The 17,999-nt window shown below is 72.9% G+C and carries 14 protein-coding genes; 4 read left to right on the top strand and 10 right to left on the bottom strand.

Annotated elements, in window-relative coordinates; translation table 11 throughout:
• Positions 1-105: 105 nt before the first annotated feature.
• From ACIBQ8_RS40270 to ACIBQ8_RS40260, 3 genes are all read right to left on the bottom strand, one after another.
• Positions 106-3,228 (bottom strand): PDZ domain-containing protein, encoded by a 3,123-nt coding sequence (locus ACIBQ8_RS40270; RefSeq protein WP_397194665.1) that lies wholly within the window; start codon positions 3,226-3,228, stop codon positions 106-108.
• Between the two features lie 273 nt (positions 3,229-3,501).
• On the bottom strand, positions 3,502-5,904 hold the full coding sequence (locus ACIBQ8_RS40265; protein WP_397194664.1) for a GTP-binding protein: 2,403 nt from the start codon (positions 5,902-5,904) through the stop codon (positions 3,502-3,504).
• A gap of 168 nt (positions 5,905-6,072) precedes the next feature.
• On the bottom strand, positions 6,073-7,110 hold the full coding sequence (locus ACIBQ8_RS40260; RefSeq protein ID WP_397177512.1) for an Rv2578c family radical SAM protein: 1,038 nt from the start codon (positions 7,108-7,110) through the stop codon (positions 6,073-6,075).
• Positions 7,111-7,244: 134 nt separating this feature from the next.
• Between ACIBQ8_RS40260 and ACIBQ8_RS40255 the strand changes: the two genes are divergently transcribed.
• The gene (locus ACIBQ8_RS40255; RefSeq protein WP_352328164.1) at positions 7,245-7,523 is read left to right on the top strand and encodes a DUF3040 domain-containing protein; all 279 of its coding nucleotides are present in this window, start codon (positions 7,245-7,247) and stop codon (positions 7,521-7,523) included.
• A gap of 57 nt (positions 7,524-7,580) precedes the next feature.
• Here the strand turns inward: ACIBQ8_RS40255 and ACIBQ8_RS40250 are convergent, their stop codons facing one another.
• The 5 genes from ACIBQ8_RS40250 to ACIBQ8_RS40230 all read right to left on the bottom strand — a co-directional run bounded on the left by ACIBQ8_RS40250 (position 7,581) and on the right by ACIBQ8_RS40230 (position 11,946).
• A complete protein-coding gene (locus tag ACIBQ8_RS40250) occupies positions 7,581-8,048 on the bottom strand; it encodes an OsmC family protein (protein WP_397177513.1) in 468 nt (155 codons plus the stop codon).
• On the bottom strand, positions 8,045-8,689 hold the full coding sequence (locus ACIBQ8_RS40245) for a GntR family transcriptional regulator (RefSeq protein ID WP_397194663.1): 645 nt from the start codon (positions 8,687-8,689) through the stop codon (positions 8,045-8,047). Before ACIBQ8_RS40245 ends, ACIBQ8_RS40250 begins: the two co-directional genes overlap by 4 nt.
• Before the next feature lie 78 nt (positions 8,690-8,767).
• Positions 8,768-10,336, bottom strand: a complete 1,569-nt coding sequence (locus ACIBQ8_RS40240) for a penicillin-binding transpeptidase domain-containing protein (RefSeq protein WP_397194662.1) — start codon at positions 10,334-10,336, stop codon at positions 8,768-8,770.
• A gap of 78 nt (positions 10,337-10,414) precedes the next feature.
• Entirely contained in the window at positions 10,415-11,092 is a 678-nt protein-coding gene (locus ACIBQ8_RS40235) for a lysophospholipid acyltransferase family protein (RefSeq protein ID WP_397194661.1), read from the bottom strand.
• 239 nt (positions 11,093-11,331) lie between these two features.
• Entirely contained in the window at positions 11,332-11,946 is a 615-nt protein-coding gene (locus tag ACIBQ8_RS40230) for a TetR family transcriptional regulator (protein WP_397194660.1), read from the bottom strand.
• A 66-nt stretch (positions 11,947-12,012) separates the two neighbouring features.
• On the opposite strand from ACIBQ8_RS40230, the gene ACIBQ8_RS40225 reads away from it, so the two are divergent.
• The 3 genes from ACIBQ8_RS40225 to ACIBQ8_RS40215 all read left to right on the top strand — a co-directional run bounded on the left by ACIBQ8_RS40225 (position 12,013) and on the right by ACIBQ8_RS40215 (position 16,151).
• Positions 12,013-13,983, top strand: coding sequence for a HelD family protein (locus tag ACIBQ8_RS40225; RefSeq protein ID WP_397177521.1), 1,971 nt, complete (start codon positions 12,013-12,015; stop codon positions 13,981-13,983).
• Positions 13,984-14,067: 84 nt separating this feature from the next.
• Positions 14,068-14,379, top strand: coding sequence for a hypothetical protein (locus tag ACIBQ8_RS40220; protein ID WP_397177522.1), 312 nt, complete (start codon positions 14,068-14,070; stop codon positions 14,377-14,379).
• Positions 14,380-14,495: 116 nt separating this feature from the next.
• The gene (locus tag ACIBQ8_RS40215; protein ID WP_397194659.1) at positions 14,496-16,151 is read left to right on the top strand and encodes an acetolactate synthase large subunit; all 1,656 of its coding nucleotides are present in this window, start codon (positions 14,496-14,498) and stop codon (positions 16,149-16,151) included.
• Positions 16,152-16,175: 24 nt separating this feature from the next.
• Here ACIBQ8_RS40215 and ACIBQ8_RS40210 read toward each other — a convergent pair whose 3' ends face one another.
• Both ACIBQ8_RS40210 and ACIBQ8_RS40205 read right to left on the bottom strand, forming a co-directional pair.
• Complete coding sequence (locus ACIBQ8_RS40210; RefSeq protein ID WP_397177526.1) at positions 16,176-16,772, bottom strand: NUDIX hydrolase; 597 nt, start codon at positions 16,770-16,772, stop codon at positions 16,176-16,178.
• Between the two features lie 43 nt (positions 16,773-16,815).
• On the bottom strand, positions 16,816-17,994 hold the full coding sequence (locus ACIBQ8_RS40205) for a cysteine desulfurase-like protein (RefSeq protein WP_397177528.1): 1,179 nt from the start codon (positions 17,992-17,994) through the stop codon (positions 16,816-16,818).
• Positions 17,995-17,999 lie beyond the last annotated feature (5 nt).

The following is a 17,999-nucleotide window of genomic DNA, read 5'->3' as shown; positions in this document are numbered from 1 at the left end:
TCGCAATGCGCGCGGAGCCGATAGTCAGGCCGCGCGCGAGCGGAGTGCACATGTCATCCCCTGTGCGCTTTCCCCGCCTATGATCTTTAGACGCCCAAGAGGTTCCTAAGGTTGCATACCTGGCCGATGCGACGGATCCGGCGTATGCGGCGAATGCTCGGCAAGCAGGCCGAGGGCGACGTCGATGGCCCGCTCCAGCTGCGTGTCCACGCCTTTGGCGTAGTCCTGCGGGGTGATGTCCACCTCGATGTCGGGATCCGTGCCGTAGTTCTCCACCTGCCAGCCGACGTCGTCGAAGGCGAAGGAGAACTCCGGCTGCGTGGTCACGGTCCCGTCGGCGAGCCGGTGGCGCGGCCAGATGCCGACCACCCCGCCCCAGGTGCGCTTGCCGACCAGCGGGCCCAGCTTGAGCAGCTTGAAGGTGTGGCTGAAGATGTCGCCGTCCGAGCCCGCCCACTCGTTGGTGATGGCCACCAGCGGCCCGCGCGGCGACTCCGGCGGGTACGGCTCCGGGTCCCCCCACCGCGGGTAGTCGTAGCCGAGCCGCCGCCTGGCCAGCTTCTCCAGCAGCAGCGCCGAGACGTGCCCGCCGCCGTTGAAGCGCACGTCCACGATGAGGGCGTGCCGGTCGTACTCGGCCAGGAAGCCCCGGTGGAACTCGCCGAACCCCTCGGTGCCCATGTCGGGGACGTGCAGGTAGCCGATGCGCCCGCCGGAACGCTCGTGGCACTCGGCGCGGTTGAGGTTCACCCAGTCGCGGTAGCGGGCCGGCTGCTCGTCGGCCAGCGCGCGCACGGTCACCGTGAACACCCGCTCCTCGCGCCGCAGGGTCAGCTCCACCTCCTCGCCGGCCTGGTTGACCAGCCGCTCGTTCGGCGTGGCCGCGCGGCCGATGGGCGCGCCGTTGATGGCCAGCACCGCGTCGCCCGGCCGCACGTCGAGCCCCAGCCGGTTCAGCGGCGAGGTGGCCTCGGGGTCCCACGGGTCGCCGGTGACGATCGCGCGCACGTGGTAGACGCCGTCGCGGTAGTCCCAGTCGACGCCCAGCTTGCCCTGGCTGTAGTCCGGCCCTGGACGGTACTCCCCGCCGCTCTCGTAGGCGTGGCTGGTGCCCAGCTCGCCGTGCAGCTCCCACAGCAGGTCGGAGAACTCGCCCCGGGTGGTGACCCGGTCCACCAGCGGCTCGTAGCGCCGGTACACGCCGGGCCAGTCGACGCCGGCCATGTCCTCGGTCCAGAAGTTCTCCCGCTGCAACCGCCACGCCTCGCGGAACATCTGCCGCCACTCCGACTCCGGCGCCACCGACACCTTGATGCGCGACAGGTCGATCCAGCCGCTCTCGCGTCCCGGCGGGTCGTCGTCGTGCTCGGGCACCTCGCCCGCCTTGACCACGCGCAGCCGGCTCCCGGCCCGGTACAGCAACGTCTTGTGGTCGCGGCCCAGCTCGAACGCGGTGACCCCGTCGGCGAACGTCTCGTTCCTGCCCTTGGCGAAGTCGTACAGGTGCAGGGTGTTCTCGCCCTCCAGCGGGCTGGTCAGCAGCAGCGCCCTGCCCTTGAGCCCGGCCACCCCCTCGTAGCGGCCCTCCGGCAGCGGGAAGGCGGTGACGCGGGCGGCCAGCCCGTCCAGGTCCACCCGGACGGGCTCGGCCGGCTCGTCGTCCTCCTCGTCCTTGCCGTTGAGCGGACGCCGTCCGGGCACGAACGGGTCGGGCGCGTCGGCCCGCAGCGCGATCGCGTACGGCCGGGTGCCCAGCGGGAAGCCCAGGTCGAACTGCAACTGGTCGTAGACGGGCGAGAAGACCCGCTGGCCGATGAAGTACAGGTAGCGGCCCTGAGGGTCGAAGGCCGGCATCGAGTCCTTGAGCACCGGCTCGGAGGCGGCCACCGTCCGGCCCGTCTCCGGGTGATGCAGCTTGATCGCGGTCGTCTGGGCGTTGAGCGGCCCGGCGTAGGCCAGCCACTGGCCGTCGTGCGACCAGGCCGGGTCCTCGGGGGGCCCGTGCGGGTTGCGTTCCACCAGCGTGGCCGCGCCCGTGGCCAGGTCCAGCAGGTACAGCTCGTGGCGGTGGTTGACCACGGCCACGCGGTCGTGCGCGGGGTCGGGGACCAGCTCGTTGATCCTGCCCAGCCGGGCCACCTCGACGCCGCAGCCGCCCTCGTGGCCCTCCAGGATGACCAGCGTCTCCTCGTCGGACTCGCCGCTGGCCGCGGCGATCAGCCGCACGCCGTCGTTCAGCCAGGTCAGGAAGCGGTAGCGGACGCCGTCCGGCTCGCCGTGCTGGCTCACCGGGCCCTCCCAGTCGGCCATCGCGTACGCCTTGCCGCGCGAGGTGATCGCCAGCGCGCTGCCGTCCGGGCTGAGGGTCGCGCTGTCGAGGAAGTCCTCGGCGTCGACGAACCGGCGGTTGCGCTGCGTCCTGGAGCTGGCCAGCCGCACCTCCAGCCGCCTGGGCTGCTCCTCCGGCTGCTCGTCCGGCTCCAGCAGGTACAGGTCGGCGCCGGCGTGGTAGACCAGCCGGTGGCCGTCGCCGGACAGGTTGCGCGCGTAGTAGTCCTCGTGGTGGGTGTGCTTGCGCAGGTCACTTCCGTCCGGAAGGCAGGAGTAGACGTTCCCGACGCCCTCGTGGTCGGACAGGAAGCAGACCCGCCGGCCGCTCCAGCACGGCGAGGCCAGGTTCCCCGGCAGCCGGATCAGCCGCCTGAACTCGCCGTCGGCGTCGGTGTCGATCCACAGGTCGCCGACCGTGCCGCCCCGGTAGCGCTTCCAGCGCGCGGGGTCGGCGGTGTTGCGGCCGAGCACGATCATGCCGTCGGGGCCGTGGGCGATCGAGTTCGCCGGTCCGTACGGCAGCCGCTGCGGCACCCCGCCCGGCGCCACGCGGTGCAGCCATTTGCGCCCGGCGAACGGCTGGGACTGGTCGCTGGCGTACAGGATGCGGCCCTCGTGGTCCCACCCGGTGACGGTGCAGCGGGCGCCGTGGAAGGTGACCCGGCGCGCGGCGCCGCCGACGGCCGGCATCACGTAGACCTCCTCCGGGCCCTCCTCCCGGCCGACGAAGGCGATCTGGTCGCCGCGCGGGGAGATGCGCGGGTAGCCGGCCTCGGCCGCGCCGGCGGTCAGGCGGAACGCGCGGCCGCCCTGGGCCGAGACCATCCACAGGTCGTCCTCGGCGGCGAAGACCACCACGTCCTGAAAGACAGTGGGAAAGCGGAGATAGGCCGACATGTGCGCAGCTCCTCTTCCACCGGACAGCCGGGGGCCGCCGGCCCCCGGCTGCGCGATTCACCTCACGGGGTCATCCCTCGTCGGTCCTTCGGGTTTCCTTCTTGGTCTCCTTGGCCTGCCGGTTCGTCTTGATGGCCTGCTTCTTGGCCTTGCCCGACTTGGTGGCCGGTTTCTTCTTCGTGTCAGCCATCGTTTTCCCCCTGAAACGGTTGCGCCCGATTGGCACACTATGGCGGATTAATACCCATCTATCCCTGATATCCGACATACCGCCTATCGCGTACGAATCGGGCGATCTCCGGACGGACGTGACCACCACACGCCCTCGCCGCGCGACAGGCCCGGCAGCCGCCGCTCGGCCTCGTGCACGGCCGCCGCCGGGATCTCCCCTTCGAGCACCCACGTCTCGGCCCGCCTGCTCGTGCCGTCCAGGACCGCGCCCAGCCCGGCCAGCCGGGACGACACGGCGGCGAAGGCGTCGGCGGGCACCTCCGCCTCGAACCGGTGACACGGCTCGTACACCCTGGTCCCGGCCCTGCGCAGCGCCTCGGCCAGCACCACCCGCGCCTGCCCGCGGAAGTCGCCGGCGGTCGTGACCGGGGAGGCGTAACCCGTCGCCGTCAGCGTGACCAGCACGTCGGTGACCGGCCACCCGCGCGGCCCCGCCCCCAGGCTCTGCCGCACGCTCTCCTCGATCGCCCGGTGGAAGGCCAGCGGCAGCGAGCCCAGATCGACCTCCAGCCGGTAGAGCACGCCCGAGCCCGGCGCGGCCGGCTCGACCCGCAGGCCCACGGTCGCCATGAACGCGTCCCCGGCGTGGCGCATCTCCCGCCTGGCCGCGCCGGTGCCCGCCGGGCGCTCGAAGTGCACCGGACGGCTCGGCTCGAACTCCGCCTCCACGCCGAAGTCCCTGGCCAGGGTCTCGCCGATGACCTCCTTCTGGACCTCGCCGTACAGCAGGACCGACGTCCGGCCGCCGGGCAGCGTACGGGTGCCGATCAGGGGGTCCTGCTCGGCCAGCGCGACCAGCGCGGCGTGCAGGCGCGACTCCTGGCCGGGGACCCGGGGTCGTACGACGGTCTCCAGGCTGGGCGGCGTGAAGTGGGCCTGCTCCGCCGGGCCTGGCTCGCCCAGCCGGTCGCCGACCCGGATCTCGGGCACGCCCCGGACCGTGGCGATGTCACCCGCCACCGCCACCCGCGCCCCCGACCCGACGACGGCCACCCCGCTCGGCCGCCCCTCGTACGCGTGCACACCCCCACCCGCCTCCCGCCGCAGGAACGTCACCCGCTCCCGCCCCCGCAACTCCCCGCCATACATCCGCAGGTACGCCACCTTCTCCCCACCCCGCCCCCGCTCCACCCCGAACACCACACCCACCGCCCCCGCTCTCGTCGCTGTCGCCGTCGCGGGTGTCGCCCTTCCGGGCGTGGTCGTCGCCGGCTCAATGGGCCCGCCTTCGGCTGTCGCCGTCGTGCGATCGGCGCTTGCATCCGCGCCGACCGGCGGCTGGGGAACAGCGGGCAACAGCCGGACAGCCCCGAGCAACTCGGCCACCCCCTGGCCCGTGATCGCCGACCCGAACACCACCGGATGCGCATCGCCCGCCGCGCACTGCGCCGCAAGCGCCTCCCGCACCCGCCCCGCCCCCGGAACCACGTCATCGACGAGCAACTCCAACAGCCCGTCATCCCCCTCGGCCAACACCTCAGCCGCCACCATCCCCGCGGCCTCCAGCCCGCCCTCCACGTCTGCCTCGGCATCGACCCCCAAGCTGAGCCCAGTGCCAGCCCCTGCATCGGCTGCGAGATCAGCCCTCGCGTCGGCCCCTGCGTTGGGCCTCGCGCCGTCCTTCACCTGGGGCACCGCGCCGGGCCTTGCATCGGCCTTCGCGTCGGCCTCCGTCCTGGCGGGCTCGACCTCGACGGGCCCAGTGGCCCGCACCACCTCCTCCGGGCCGCCGCCCGCCACCCCAGCGCGGGGAGCACCCCCAGAGGCCGGGGGAGCCAAGACGGGGGAGCGGGTGGCGACGGCCGGGTCGTCGGCAGCCGCACCGGAAGTCGAGCGAGTGAAGGTGCGGGGTCCGGAGGCGGGGGACGTGGAGGGGAGGGGGTGTGAAGGTGGGGGGCTTGGGGTGGTGTGGAAGCGGGGTGGGGCGAAGGTGAAGGGGTGGGTGGTGGCGGACGGGCCGCCGATGTCGCTCACCGTGTTGAGCGGGACGACCCGCGGCGACAACCACCGCCGGATCTCGGCGAGCACCCCCGCCTCCCGTGCCCCCATCCGGTCGATCTTGTTCACGAAGATCAGCGTGGGCAGCCGCAACCGCCGCAGCGTCTTCATCAGGACCCGCGTGTGCGGCTGGACGCCCTCCACGGCCGACAATACGAGGACGGCGCCGTCGAGCACGCCGAGCGCGCGTTCGACCTCGGCCACGAAGTCGGCGTGGCCCGGCGTGTCCACGAGGTTGACCCGCAGGTCGCCCATGGTGAACGAGGCCACCGCCGAGCGGATGGTGATGCCGCGGCGGCGTTCGATCTCGCCGCTGTCGGTCTGCGTGCTGCCGTCGTCGACGCTGCCGAGGCGCGCGATGACCCCGGTCTCGAACAGCAGCCGCTCAGTGAGGCTGGTCTTGCCCGCGTCCACGTGCGCGAGGATGCCGATGTTCAGGATGTGCATGAGTGGTGGAGCCCTCGAGAACTCTCGTGCCAATGGGGCGCTGGAAGATCTCTGGGCGGCGCCGCATCTCGTGCTCCTGAACGTCGTCCGGCTGGTGCCCGGTCATCCTGTCACCGGGCCGGGCCGTCGGGCCACCGATTTAAACCGGGTCACAACACCCGAACCGGGTCACAACAGGCGGAGCTGCTCCGGCTCGGCGACGGCCGCGGCGGGCGTCCGGCGGGGCGGCACGCGGCGGGCCATGGCAGGCGTGGCTCTGCCGACCCCGTGGCGCCGGGCCAGCTCCTTGACCTGGGCGACGACGCGGTCCTGGTAGGAGGCGGGGGCGTAGGCGCCGCGGCCGTACAGCTCCAGATAGCGCGGCACCAGGCGCGGGTGCTCGCGCCCGAGCCAGCTCAGCCACCACTCGCGCGCCCCCGGCCGCAGGTGCAGGACGATCGGGGCGATGTGGGTGGCGCCGGCCTCGGCGATCTCCTTGACCGTGCGTTCGAGCTGGGCGGGGGAGTCGGTCAGGTACGGCAGGATCGGCGCCATCAGCACCCCGCACGCCACGCCGTTGTCGTTGAGCGTGGCGCACGCCTCCAGCCGCCGGCGCGGGTTGGGCGTGCCGGGCTCGACCTCGCGCCACACCGCCTCGTCGACGAAGCCGACCGACACGCTCGTGCTGACGTCGGTGACCTCGGCCGCCTCGGTGAGCAGATCGAGGTCGCGCAGGATCAGCGTGCCCTTGGTGAGCACCGAGAACGGGTTCGCGGCGTCGCGCAGCGCGGCCAGGATGCCCCGCATGAGCCGGTAGCGGCCCTCGGCCCGCTGGTAGCAGTCGACGTTGGTGCCCATGGCCACGTGGTGGCCGCCCCAGCGGGCCGCGGCCAGCTCCTTGCGGGCCAGCTCGGCCGCGTTGACCTTGACGACGATCTTCGAGTCGAAGTCGGCCCCGGCGTCGAGGTCGAGGTATTCGTGCGTCTTGCGGGCGAAGCAGTAGACGCAGCGATGCCCGCACCCGCGGTAGGGGTTGATCGTGTACTCGAACGGCACCCGGCTGGCCCCCGGCACCCGGTTGATGACGGACCGGGCCTGGACCTCGTAGAAGGTCATCCCCCTGAACTCGGGCGTGTCGAAGGTACGGGTGACCGCGCCGCGGGCGAACAACGGCACGGCAGGATCGGCCTGACCGGGCCCGGCCAGGCGCAGGTTGTCCCAGCGCATCCCATGATTAGAACAAAAGTTCGATCGTGATCGCAAACCGAAAAGAGGCGGTAATTAGGGGGTCACGGCAAGGCTAATGATCTTCATGGTTGGGGAGGAACACGCCACAGTGCTTGCGTTCCGGAGGTGCGTCTATGGCCTGGTCGCAGGACGAGGAGCGAATGCTGGCCCAGATCGAGCAGCACCTCGTCGACGACGATCCGCGGCTCGTCGCCCGGCTTGAGTCGTTCAACGAGCGGGCCCGTCGCAGCGAGGCGAGGGCGAAGGGGCAGCCGGGCCACAGGCGGCCACGCCGGTCGACGGTCATCATCGTGATCAGCTGGGTGCTCATCGCGACGCTGGTGGCCACCCTGCTGATCATGGTGCTCCAGCACGAGGCCGCCACCGCCGTGGCCCTGGCCGCCTCGCGCTGACCGCTCCTCGACCGCCCCCGGGCCGCTTCCCGGCCGTTCGCGCCTTCCGGCCTGCCTTCAGGCTGTGCGGACGGTCGGCTCGTGGCGTACCGGGAAGTTGACCGAGGCGGCGATGAAGCACGCCTTGTGGGCGTCCTCGTGCAGGCGGGCGGCGGTCTCGGCCATCTCCGGCGAGGCCACGGTCACCTCGGGGCGGAGCACGACCTCGGTGAAGTGGCCGCCGGCGCCGCTCTCGGCCATGGTGCCCGACGCGTGGTCGGCGTACGCGGTGACCACGACGCCCGCCTCGGCGCACAGGTGCAGATACCACAACATGTGGCACTGGGAGAGTGAGCCGACCAGCAGCTGCTCGGGGTTCCAGCGGGCGGGGTCGCCGCGGAAGGCGGGGTCGGAGCTGCCCGCGATGACCTGCCGGCCCTCGGCGGACAAGTCGTGGTCGCGGTCGTAGTCGCGGTAGCCGGTGGTGCCGGCGCCCCGGTTGCCGGTCCAGGTCACGGTGGTGGTGTACGTGTGGTGGCGGGTCATGCGGGTTCGTCCTTGCTGTGAGTGACGGCGCGGGTGTCGAGGACGTGCGCGCGGGCGATGGCCGCGGCGTCCTGCGGCCGGGCCTCGATGATCGCGGCGAGAAGCTGTTCGTGCTGGCCGGAGACGTGCGCGGGACGGGACGGCGGCGCCAGCGAGCGCAACGTGGACACCTGGATCTGGTCCCACACCCGCTCCAGGGTGTGCAGCGCGATGGCGTTGGCCGCCAGCTCGGCGATCCGCCGGTGGAAGCGCCGGTTGAGCCCGACGGCCTCGCCGAGCCGGCCCTGCGCGGTGGCGGCCGCCGTGGCGTCGGCGACCTGCCGCAGCGAGGCCAGGTCGGCGGGGGCGATGCGGCCCTCGCCCTGACGGGTGGCCGCCAGCTCGGCCGTGAGCGCCTCCAGGGCCGCCCGCACCTGGTAGGCGTCCTCCAGCGCGGACGCCTCCAGGGCCACGACGACCACCCCGCGCCCGGCCGGGCGCACCAGGCCGTCGGCGGTCAGCGCCCGCAGCGCCTCGCGCACCGGGGTGCGGCTCATCTCCAGGCTCGCCGCGACCTCCGTCTCGGTCAGCCGCGCCCCCGGCGGGTACGTCCCGTCGAGGATCAGCTCCCGCAACCGGCCCCAGGCCACATCGCTCTGCACGGACGGGACTCTAGCGCTTTGCATACACTGCATGCAACGGTGCGTGGCCTGAGAGCCCGCACCCGCAGGCAAGAGGACTCAGAGGCCCTTGAGGAAGGTCGCCGCCACCGGGGCCGCGACCTTGCCGCCCGTGCCGCCCCCCTCCACGACCACCGCGAAGGCCACGTCGCCCTTGAACCCCATGAACCAGGCGTGGGTGTCGAGCTTGTCGCCGGTGCCGAACTCGGCCGTGCCGGTCTTGCCGTGGGTGCCGGCGGGCAGGCCGCTGCCCCTGGCGGTGCCCTTGGAGACGACGGCCGCCATCATGCTGTGCAGCTGCTCCTTGACCCCCTTGGGCAGCGCCTGCTCGCCGGCCTTCTGCTTGATCGACGGCACCAGCGTGGGCGGCCGCCACGTGCCGTCGGCGATGGCGGCGGCGACCGAGGCCATCGACAGCGGGCTCGCGGTGATCCTGGCCTGGCCGAAGGACTCGGCGGCCAGCTCGGCGTCGGACTGGGCCCGCGGGAAGCTGGCCTTCGTGGCCGGCACGCCGATGTTGAGCGGCTGGTTGAAGCCGACGCCTTCCGCCGTCTTGAGCAGCTTGTCGGCGCCGAGCCGCTGTTCGGCCAGCGGCGCGAAGGTGGTGTTGCACGAGTGGGCGAAGGAGTCGAGGAACGACAGCGAGCCGAACTCCTCCTTCTCCGAGTTGCGGATCTTCAGCCCGCCGACGGTGGCGTACATCGGGCAGGTGACCTTGTCGGCGGGCGACAGGCCGGCCGACAGCAGGCCGATCGCGGTGACCGCCTTGAACGTGGAGCCGGGCGGGTAGCGGCCGTCGAGGGCCCGGTTGAAACCGCCCTGGTTGTTGACCACGGCCAGGATCTCGCCCGTGGAGGGCCGGATGGCGACCATGGAGGTGGGCTTGGGGACGTCTTTGACCGCGGTCACGGCCGCCGCCTGGGCCCGCGGGTCGAGCGAGGTCTCGACGGGCTTGCCGTCGGTGCCCTCGATGATGCCGAGGGTCTTGCCGCCGAGCTGGATCTGCGTGGTGGGGGTGCCGGCCAGCCGCTTCTGGAACGTCTCCTGCAGGCCGCCGCGCCCGATCGCCTGCCCCACCTTGTAGGAGGCGCCGAGCTTGGCGACGTCCTTCTTGGTGGCCTTGTCGAGGTAGCCGACGAGCTGCTGCACCGAGCCGCCGGACGTGCCGGTGTCGATGCGGCCGCCGTCGGCGTCGGTGATCTTCGCGCGCTGCGGCCAGCTCGTCTTGACGGCGAAGGCCGCGCCCGGGGTCAGCTGCGGGTGCAGCGTGGCGGGCCGCCAGTCGATCTTCCACATGCGGTCGGCCACCACGAGGTCGAGCTGCCCGTCGTAGGACCAGGAGCCGATGTTCTTCAGCGCCAGGGTCGCGGTGTAGGGGACCTTGGCCCGGCCGTCGCCCTCGACGACCCGCCCCAGCTTGACCGTGGCCGACTCGACGCCGAGGGCGGCGCGCTGCTGGTCGTAGGCGGTGAGCTGCTGCTGGGTGGCCAGCTCGGCGGTCATGGCGGCCTTGTCGCCGGCCTGCCAGGCGGCGGCGAAGCGCTGCGCCGTCTCGCCCGGCGTGCCCTTGGTGCGCAGCAGGTAGTAGGCGCCCCCGCCCGCGGCGCCCGCCACGAGCACGGCGGACACCGAAACGATCGCGATGGTACGGCCCCGCGCCACTGGTCAGCCCCCCGGTCCTCGACGTCAGGTGTCAGAGCCTAGCGGTCACGTCGTTCCGTTGGCGGACTTGAAGCTGGAGGCGTAAGCGGGCACGTACTCCTGCCCGGACAGCTTCTGGACGGCCTCCATGACCTCGTCGGTGACCCGGCGCCGGTCGCGCGCCTTGGTGTGGTCGCCCTCGAAACGCATGGGCCGGCCGATGGAGATGCCGATCTTGGCGGGCCTGGGCACCTTGGCCCCGACCGGCAGCACCTTCTCGGTGCCCTTGAGCGCCACCGGCAGCACGGGCGCGCCCGTCTTGAGCGCCAGCCAGGCCACGCCGACCTTGCCGCGGTAGAGGCGGCCGTCGGGGGAGCGGGTGCCCTCGGGGTGGATGCCGAACAGCTCGCCGCGCTCCAGCAGCTCGGCGGCGGCGTCGAGCATGGCCTGGGCGGCGTGGGCGCTCTCGCGGTCGATCGGCAGGCTGCCGCCCAGGCGCATGAAGAAGCCGGAGACGGGGTTGCCGTCGAAGTATTCGTTCTTGGCGGTGAACGTGACGTGCCGGGGGAGCAGCGCCGGCAGCAGGAAGGAGTCGAGCACGGAGAGGTGGTTGGCCGCCAGGATGGCCGGGCCGACCCTCGGCACGTTCGCGGCGCCGGTGATGTGCGGCCGGCACATCGCGTGGGCGAGCGGCGCGGCGGCGAACTTGACCACTTCGTACAGCAACGGGCTCTCCTGGATCATGGGCAGTCAACCTTGCCACCCTAAGGCAGCCGGGCGCCCGGAAAGCTTAAAGGCCGATGTGGTGGTCGCCTCCTCGGCGAGGTGCACAACACGGTTCCAGCCGAACGGTATTCCGTGAAGGCGGTAATTTGCGGCCCGGGGGACACAGCCACATCGGCATTTCCGAGTTAAGCACAGCCTCTGGCGTTGGAGGTAATCGTGCCCGCCGCATGGTCCGCGCGTGACCTGCGCGCCGGAGCTCAGGGGCCGGTGGCGCCGTCCATGAGCAGGGCGTAGGCGTGTCCGGCGGCGCGCACCGCGTCGGCCTCGGTCTCGGCCAGGGGGCGGCCCGCGGCGAGCTGCGCCCAGGCACGGCGGGCCAGCACCTGCTGCACGGCCAGCGCCTGGGCCGCCAGCAGCGCGGCGGTCAGCTCGTCCATGCTCTCGGCCAGCGCCTCGGCCAGCTCGGCCTCGTCCTGGGCCATGTGGTGGAACAGGCGGACGGCCAGGCTCGGCGTGTCGAACACCATGCGGTGGAAGGCCAGCACCTCGGGGTGGTCGTTGAGCCCGGTGACCGGGTCGTGGGCGGCCAGGCGGGCGAGGTGGTGGCGGCGCAGCGCCGCGACCGGGTGCTCGCCGGGCGCCCGCCCGCGCACCACGCGGGCGGCCTCGCCCTTGTGGTCGGCGAACCGGTGCAGGACGAGGTCCTCCTTGGTCGGGAAGTACTTGAACAGTGTCGGCTTGGACACCCCGGCCGCCGCCGCGATCTCGGTCACCGGCACCTCGTCGAAGCCGCGTTCCAGGAAGAGCGCGATCGCCGCCGTCGAGATGGCCTCGTGCACCCGCTGCCGCTGCAGCTCCCGCAGTCCCGTCATGGCCCCACTCTAGCAAAGTGTTAACCTGGTCAATGTCTTAACCGAGTTAACGCTTTGGGGGTGGGCATGGGAACGCTCGACGACGAACGGCGTCACGTCGAACGATGCAGGGCGGGGCTGCGCAGGATGCTGGAGGGCGCGCGGGAGAACGTGATCGTCGGCGAGACCGTCGCCGGCGACCGCTACAGCGCCGAGCGGCTCGGCCGCCATCTCAAGAGCCTGGCCAAGGAGCTCAGCGAGGAGCCCGACGGGCCGCCGTTCTTCGGCCGGCTCGACTTCGGCCAGGACTCGGCCGAGCACCGCGGCCGGGCGTACCACATCGGCCGGCGGCACATCACCGGCGAGCACGGCGGGCCGCCGGTGGTGATCGACTGGCGCGCGCCCGTGGCGCGCGCCTTCTACCGCGCCGGCGCCCGCGACCCCCAGGGCGTCGAGGTACGCCGCCGTTTCGGCTGGTCGGGCAGCACGCTGACGGGCTACGAGGACGAGCGTCTCGGCGCGGGGGAGGAGGGCGGCGGCGCGCTCCTGGCCGCCGAGATCGAACGCCCCCGCGTCGGCCCGATGCGCGACATCGTCGCCACGATCCAGCCCGAGCAGGACGACCTCGTCCGCGCCGACCTGGACACCACCATCTGCGTCCAGGGCGCCCCCGGCACCGGCAAGACCGCCGTCGGCCTGCACCGGGCCGCCTACCTGCTGTACGCGCACCGCCGGCGCCTCGAACGCTCCGGCGTCCTGGTACTCGGGCCGAACCGGACCTTCCTCGGCTACATCTCGGCCGTGCTGCCCGCGCTCGGCGAGGTGGACGTCGAGCAGACCACCCTGGAAGGGCTGCTCGGCGCCTACCCGGTGCGGGCCGTCGACTCCCCGGCGGCCGCGGCGGTCAAGCACGACGTCCGGATGGCCGAGGTGCTGCGCCGCGCGCTGTACGGCCGCATCCGCAGGCCCGCCGAGCCCGCCGTGGTGGCCGACGGCTCCTACCGCTGGCGCGTCGGCGAGGACGAGCTGCGCCGCATCGTCGAGGACGCCAGGCGGGCCGCGCTCCCGTACGGCGTCGGCCGCGAACGCGTCAGGGCCAGGACGGTGGCGGCGATGCGGCGGCAGGCCGAGGCCCGCGGCCAGACCTGCAACGCCGCCTGGGAACGCCGGATCGGCCGGGCGCTCACTCCGGCGCTCGACGCGACCTGGCCCGCCGCCCGCCCCGAGGACGTGCTGCACGAGGTCCTCAGCGCCCCGCCCGAGGGCCTGCTGACCGACGCCGAACGCGCCGCGCTCGCCCGGCCCGGCCCGCCGCGCGGCGTCAAGAGCGCCCGATGGACCGAGGCCGACCTGGTGCTGCTGGACGAGCTGGCCTGCCTGCTCGAACGCCCCCGCGGCTACGGCCACGTCATCGTGGACGAGGCCCAGGACCTGTCGCCCATGCAGTGCCGGGCCGTGGCCAGGCGCAGCGAGCACGGCTCGCTCACCGTGCTCGGCGACCTGGCCCAGGGCACCACGCCGTGGGCGGCCAGGTCGTGGCCGGAGCACCTGGAGCTGCTCGGCAGCCCCGGCGGCCGGATCGTCGAGCTGACCACCGGCTTCCGCGTGCCCGGCGTGGTCGTGGAGCTGGCCAACACGCTGCTGGCCGCGCTCGACGCCGACGTGCCCCCCACCCGCTCCTACCGCTCCGACGGCAGGCTGCGCGTCATCGCGACGGCCGAGCTGGAGAAGGGGGTCGTGGCGGCCGTGCGGGAGGCGGCCGGGTTCGAGGGGTCGATCGGGGTGATCGCGGCCGACGCCCAGGTCGAGGCGATCACCTGCGCGCTCTGGAACGAGGGGCTGGACCTCGGCGAGCGGCTGAGCGTCGTGCCCGCCTCGATGTCCAAGGGGCTGGAGTACGACCACGTGGTGCTCGCCGAGCCGGCCGCCGTCGTCGCGGCCGAACCGCGCGGGCTCAACCGCCTGTACGTCGCCCTCACCCGCGCGGTCTCCCGGCTCGACGTCGTCCACGCCGAACCCCTTCCCCCTCAGTTTTCCCGCCCGTCAAAAGCCTTCTGAAATGGGCAGATGTCTGGACTCGGCGGCTCGACAGGTCTCCGGCTCTGGTGTGTGATGTGATTCACTTCACGAGGGAGCCGGAGAATGACCGCTTCGCAAGACCCGCCCCCGGGCGACGACGAGCACACGCGTGAAGGGCGCCGGCCGCAGCCGCCGCCCTACACCCGGCCGCCGCAGCGGCAGGGCGCCCAGGTCCTGTCGATCATCGGGTTCGTCAGCGCCGCGGTGGCCATCCTGTTCATACCGATCCTGTTCGGCCTGGCCGGCATCGTGCTGGGCATCGTCGGCCACACCCGCGGCGAGTCCCTGGGCAAGTGGGCCGCCATCGCCGCCGCGGCCTGCATGGTCGTCGGCATGGTCCTCGGCGCGCTGGCCACGCGCGCGCTGGGCTCCTGACCCGCTGTGCCCGCGTGAGCTCCGCCGTCGCGCGGGCACAGGGCCGCGTCCCGGAATGAAGCGCGCCTGCCGGGTGCTGTCAGGGACGCAGTCGCTCATGGAAGAAGGCGTTGATCATGTCCCCGCAGGCGGACGCGGCCCATCTGATCGTGCGAGCCCTGGAGGCGGAAGGCGTCGAGTACGTCTTCGGCATCCCCGGCGAGGAGAACATCCACTTCGTCGACGCGCTCAACGACTCCTCCATCCGCTACATCCTCGTCCGGCACGAGCAGGGCGCGGCGTTCATGGCCGAGATCTACGGCAGGCTCACCGGCAAGGCGGGGGTGGCGTCGGCCACGCTCGGCCCCGGCGCCATCAACCTGCAGCTCGGCGTGGCCGACGCCACCACCAACAGCACCCCCGTCGTGGCGATCACCGCCCAGGTCGGCCTCGACCGCATCTACAAGGAGTCGCACCAGGTGGTCGACCTGGTGTCGCTGTTCCGGCCGATCACCAAATGGGCCGACCTCGCCCCCACGGCCCTGGCGCTGCCCGAGATGATCCGCAAGGCGTTCAAGACCGCCCAGACCGAGCGGCCCGGCGCCGTCTACCTGGCCATCCCCGAAGACGTCGAGTCGGCCCCCGTGCCGGCCGGCCTCGGCCCGCTGCCGGTCAACGTCGTACGCCCCCAAGACCCCTCGGCCGCCCAGATCGCCCGCGCGGCCGAGGTGCTGGCCCGCGCGCGCAGGCCGATCGTGCTGGCCGGGCACGGCGCCGTCCGGGCCGGGGCGGCCGCCGCGCTGGTGCGCTTCTCCGAGCGGCTCGGGCTGCCGGTGGCCACCACGTTCAACGGCAAGGGCGTCTTCCCCGACGACCACCCGCACGCGCTGGGCGCGGTCGGCTTCATGCGGCACGACTACGTCAACTTCGGCTTCGACGAGGCGGACGTGCTGATCAGCGTCGGCTACGAGCTGCAGGAGTTCGACCCCGTCAAGATCAACCCCAACCGCGACAAGGAGATCGTCCACCTCCACCGGTTCCCCGCCGAGGTCGACGACCACTACCCGGTGGCCGTCGGCGTGCACGGCGACATCTCCCGGTCCCTGGACGCGCTCGCCGACGCCGTCCCGCGCCGCTTCGAGCTCAACGGCACCGGCGAGAAGATCCGCCGCCTGATGCGCGAGGAGCTGGAGCAGGGGCGCTCGGAGGACGGCTTCCCGCTGTCGCCGCGGCGCGTGGTCGCCGACATCCGGGAGGCCATGGGGCGCGAGGACATCGTGCTGGCCGACACCGGCGCGGTGAAGATGTGGATGGCCCGCATGTACCCGACGTACGAGCCCAACACGATGCTGGTCTCCAACGGGCTGTCCTCGATGGGGTTCGCGGTGCCCGGGGCGCTGGCCGCCAAGCTGGCCTACCCCGAGCGCAAGGTGCTGGCCGCCACCGGCGACGGGGCGTTCCTGATGAACTCCCAGGAGCTGGAGACGGCCGTCCGCGAGCGCGTCCCGATCACGGTCGTGGTGTGGGTCGACGACGCGTACGGGCTGATCGAGTGGAAGATGGACCTGGAGCTCGGCCGCCACTCGGGCATCCGCTTCGGCAACCCCGACTTCGTCGCCTACGCCGAGAGCTTCGGCGCCCGCGGCTACTGGGTCACCAGCGCCGGGGAACTGCTGCCCACGCTGCGCAAGGCGCTGGCCGAGGAGACGGTGTCGGTGATCGCGGTGCCCGTCGACTACGCGGCCAACCTGGAGCTGACCGGCAAGCTCGGCGAACTCACCGGCCCCTTCTGACCGGCCGGCCCCGGGGCGGGCGGGTCAGGTTCTCGTCCAGTGGGGCTGCGCGACGTCGAACACCCGCTGTTCGCGCCCGCGCAGCGCCACCTCGGCGAACTGCCACAGGATCGCCCCGGTCGGCGCGTGGATCACGATGTCCGGCCCGAGCGGCATCTGCAGCAGCTCGCCCTGCCAGCGCGGCACGCCGGGCGCGAGGAAGCGCTCCAGCGGCACCGCGTGCACCGAGGCCACCTCATGGGCGTCGCCCACCGGCTCCTGACGGCCGCCGAACGCCACCACCGGGGTGATCACGAACCCGGAGTCGGCGACGAAGTCGTCGAGCAGCCCGGCCACCGCCACGCCGGTCACCCCGACCTCCTCGGCCAGCTCGCGCAGCGCCGCCTCCACCGGCAGCTCGCCGTCGTCGAGCCGCCCGCCCGGCAGCGCCCACTGCCCCGGGTTGCGCCCCCGCGCCGCCCTGCGGATCAGCACCGTGTACGGGACGCGCTCGGCGTCCTCCAGCACGCACACCGTCACGGCCGCCCGGCGCACCCCCGGGACGGGCGGCGCCTCCCGGCGGTCGAAGGCGGCGAGATGCGCGGTGACCTGCTCGCGCAGCACGTCGATCGGGGGCAGCATCCCCTCAGGATCTCACGCCCCGCCCGTACGGGCCGAGGGCCCGTCAGGAGAGCCCGGCCACCCCCTCCAGGAGGCGGTCGACGTCCGAGCGGTCGTTGTAGTGGACCAGGCCCGCGCGGACGGCGCCGCCCGAGTCGCGCACGCCGAGCGCACCGGTCAGCTCCCAGGCGTAGTTGTGGCCGTTCCAGACGTTCACCCCCAGCCCGGCCAGATGCTCGGCGACCTGGCGCGGGGTGTGCCCGGCGACGGTGAAGTACGCGGTCGCGGTGCGCCTGGCGGGCTTGCCGAGCAGGGTGACGTGCGGCATCGTCTCCAGGCCGGAGAGCAGTCCGGCGAACAGCTCCAGCTCGTGCTCCTCGGCGGCGGCCATCGAGGCGAGGAGGCGTTCGCGGCGGGTGCCGGCGCCGGGGACCATGGCGGCCAGGTGGTCGACGGCCGCGGTGACCCCGGCCAGGTCGGCGAACGCGGACGTGCCCGTCTCGAACCTCTCCGGCACGGTGTCGGGGGAGGGCCGCAACTTGGCCGGGCGGACCGTCTCCAGCAGCGCCGGGTCGGCGACGACGGCCCCCACGTGCGGCCCCGACCACTTGTAGGCGCTGGTGGCGTAGAAGTCGGCGCCCAGCGCCCGCATGTCCACCGGGCCGTGCGGGGTGGCGTGCACGCCGTCCACGTACAGCAGGGCGCCCGCGCGATGGGCCAGCTCGGCGATGGCGGCCACGTCGGGACGGGTGCCGAGGATGTTGCTGGCCGCCGTCACCGCGACGACCTTGGTCCGCTCGCCGATCAGGTCGGCGTACTGGTCGACCGGGAGCTCGCCGGTCACCGCGTCCACCTCGGCCCAGCGGACGGCGGCGCCCGTCTGGGTCCAGGGACGCACGTTCGCGTCGTGGTCCAGCCTGGAGACCACCACCTCGTCGCCGGGCCCGGTCAGCGCCCTGGCCAGCCGGTACGTCAGCGTCGTCATGTTCGGGCCGAGGATCACGCCGTCGGGCTGCCCGCCGACCAGGTCCGCGACGGCGGCACGGCAGGCGGCGACGATCTCGTCCGCCCGGCGGCTGGCGGGGAACGCCCCGCCCACGTTGCCGAGCCCGGCGCGGTAGGCGGCGGAGATGGCGTCGATCACCGGCTGCGGTGTCTGGGTGCCGGCCGCGCCGTCGAGGTAGGCGTAACCATCGGAAAGCGCGGGATAGGAGGAACGTACGGACTCCAGGGGGAAAGGCATGATAA

The sequence above is a fragment of the Nonomuraea sp. NPDC049646 genome (assembly GCF_044465525.1).
Taxonomy (GTDB): domain Bacteria; phylum Actinomycetota; class Actinomycetes; order Streptosporangiales; family Streptosporangiaceae; genus Nonomuraea.
Note: the sequence above shows the minus strand (reverse complement) of the source record. Positions and strands in the feature narration are given on the sequence as shown.

Coding starts and splice junctions, on each gene's coding strand:
- ACIBQ8_RS40255 (WP_352328164.1), top strand. CDS start 7,245: ATGGCCTGGTCGCAGGACGAGGAGCGAATGCTGGCCCAGATCGAGCAG.
- ACIBQ8_RS40250 (WP_397177513.1), bottom strand. CDS start 8,048: ATGACCCGCCACCACACGTACACCACCACCGTGACCTGGACCGGCAAC.
- ACIBQ8_RS40270 (WP_397194665.1), bottom strand. CDS start 3,228: ATGTCGGCCTATCTCCGCTTTCCCACTGTCTTTCAGGACGTGGTGGTC.
- ACIBQ8_RS40260 (WP_397177512.1), bottom strand. CDS start 7,110: ATGCGCTGGGACAACCTGCGCCTGGCCGGGCCCGGTCAGGCCGATCCT.
- ACIBQ8_RS40210 (WP_397177526.1), bottom strand. CDS start 16,772: ATGCTGCCCCCGATCGACGTGCTGCGCGAGCAGGTCACCGCGCATCTC.
- ACIBQ8_RS40215 (WP_397194659.1), top strand. CDS start 14,496: ATGTCCCCGCAGGCGGACGCGGCCCATCTGATCGTGCGAGCCCTGGAG.
- ACIBQ8_RS40205 (WP_397177528.1), bottom strand. CDS start 17,994: ATGCCTTTCCCCCTGGAGTCCGTACGTTCCTCCTATCCCGCGCTTTCC.
- ACIBQ8_RS40265 (WP_397194664.1), bottom strand. CDS start 5,904: ATGCACATCCTGAACATCGGCATCCTCGCGCACGTGGACGCGGGCAAG.
- ACIBQ8_RS40230 (WP_397194660.1), bottom strand. CDS start 11,946: ATGACGGGACTGCGGGAGCTGCAGCGGCAGCGGGTGCACGAGGCCATC.
- ACIBQ8_RS40225 (WP_397177521.1), top strand. CDS start 12,013: ATGGGAACGCTCGACGACGAACGGCGTCACGTCGAACGATGCAGGGCG.
- ACIBQ8_RS40220 (WP_397177522.1), top strand. CDS start 14,068: ATGACCGCTTCGCAAGACCCGCCCCCGGGCGACGACGAGCACACGCGT.
- ACIBQ8_RS40235 (WP_397194661.1), bottom strand. CDS start 11,092: ATGATCCAGGAGAGCCCGTTGCTGTACGAAGTGGTCAAGTTCGCCGCC.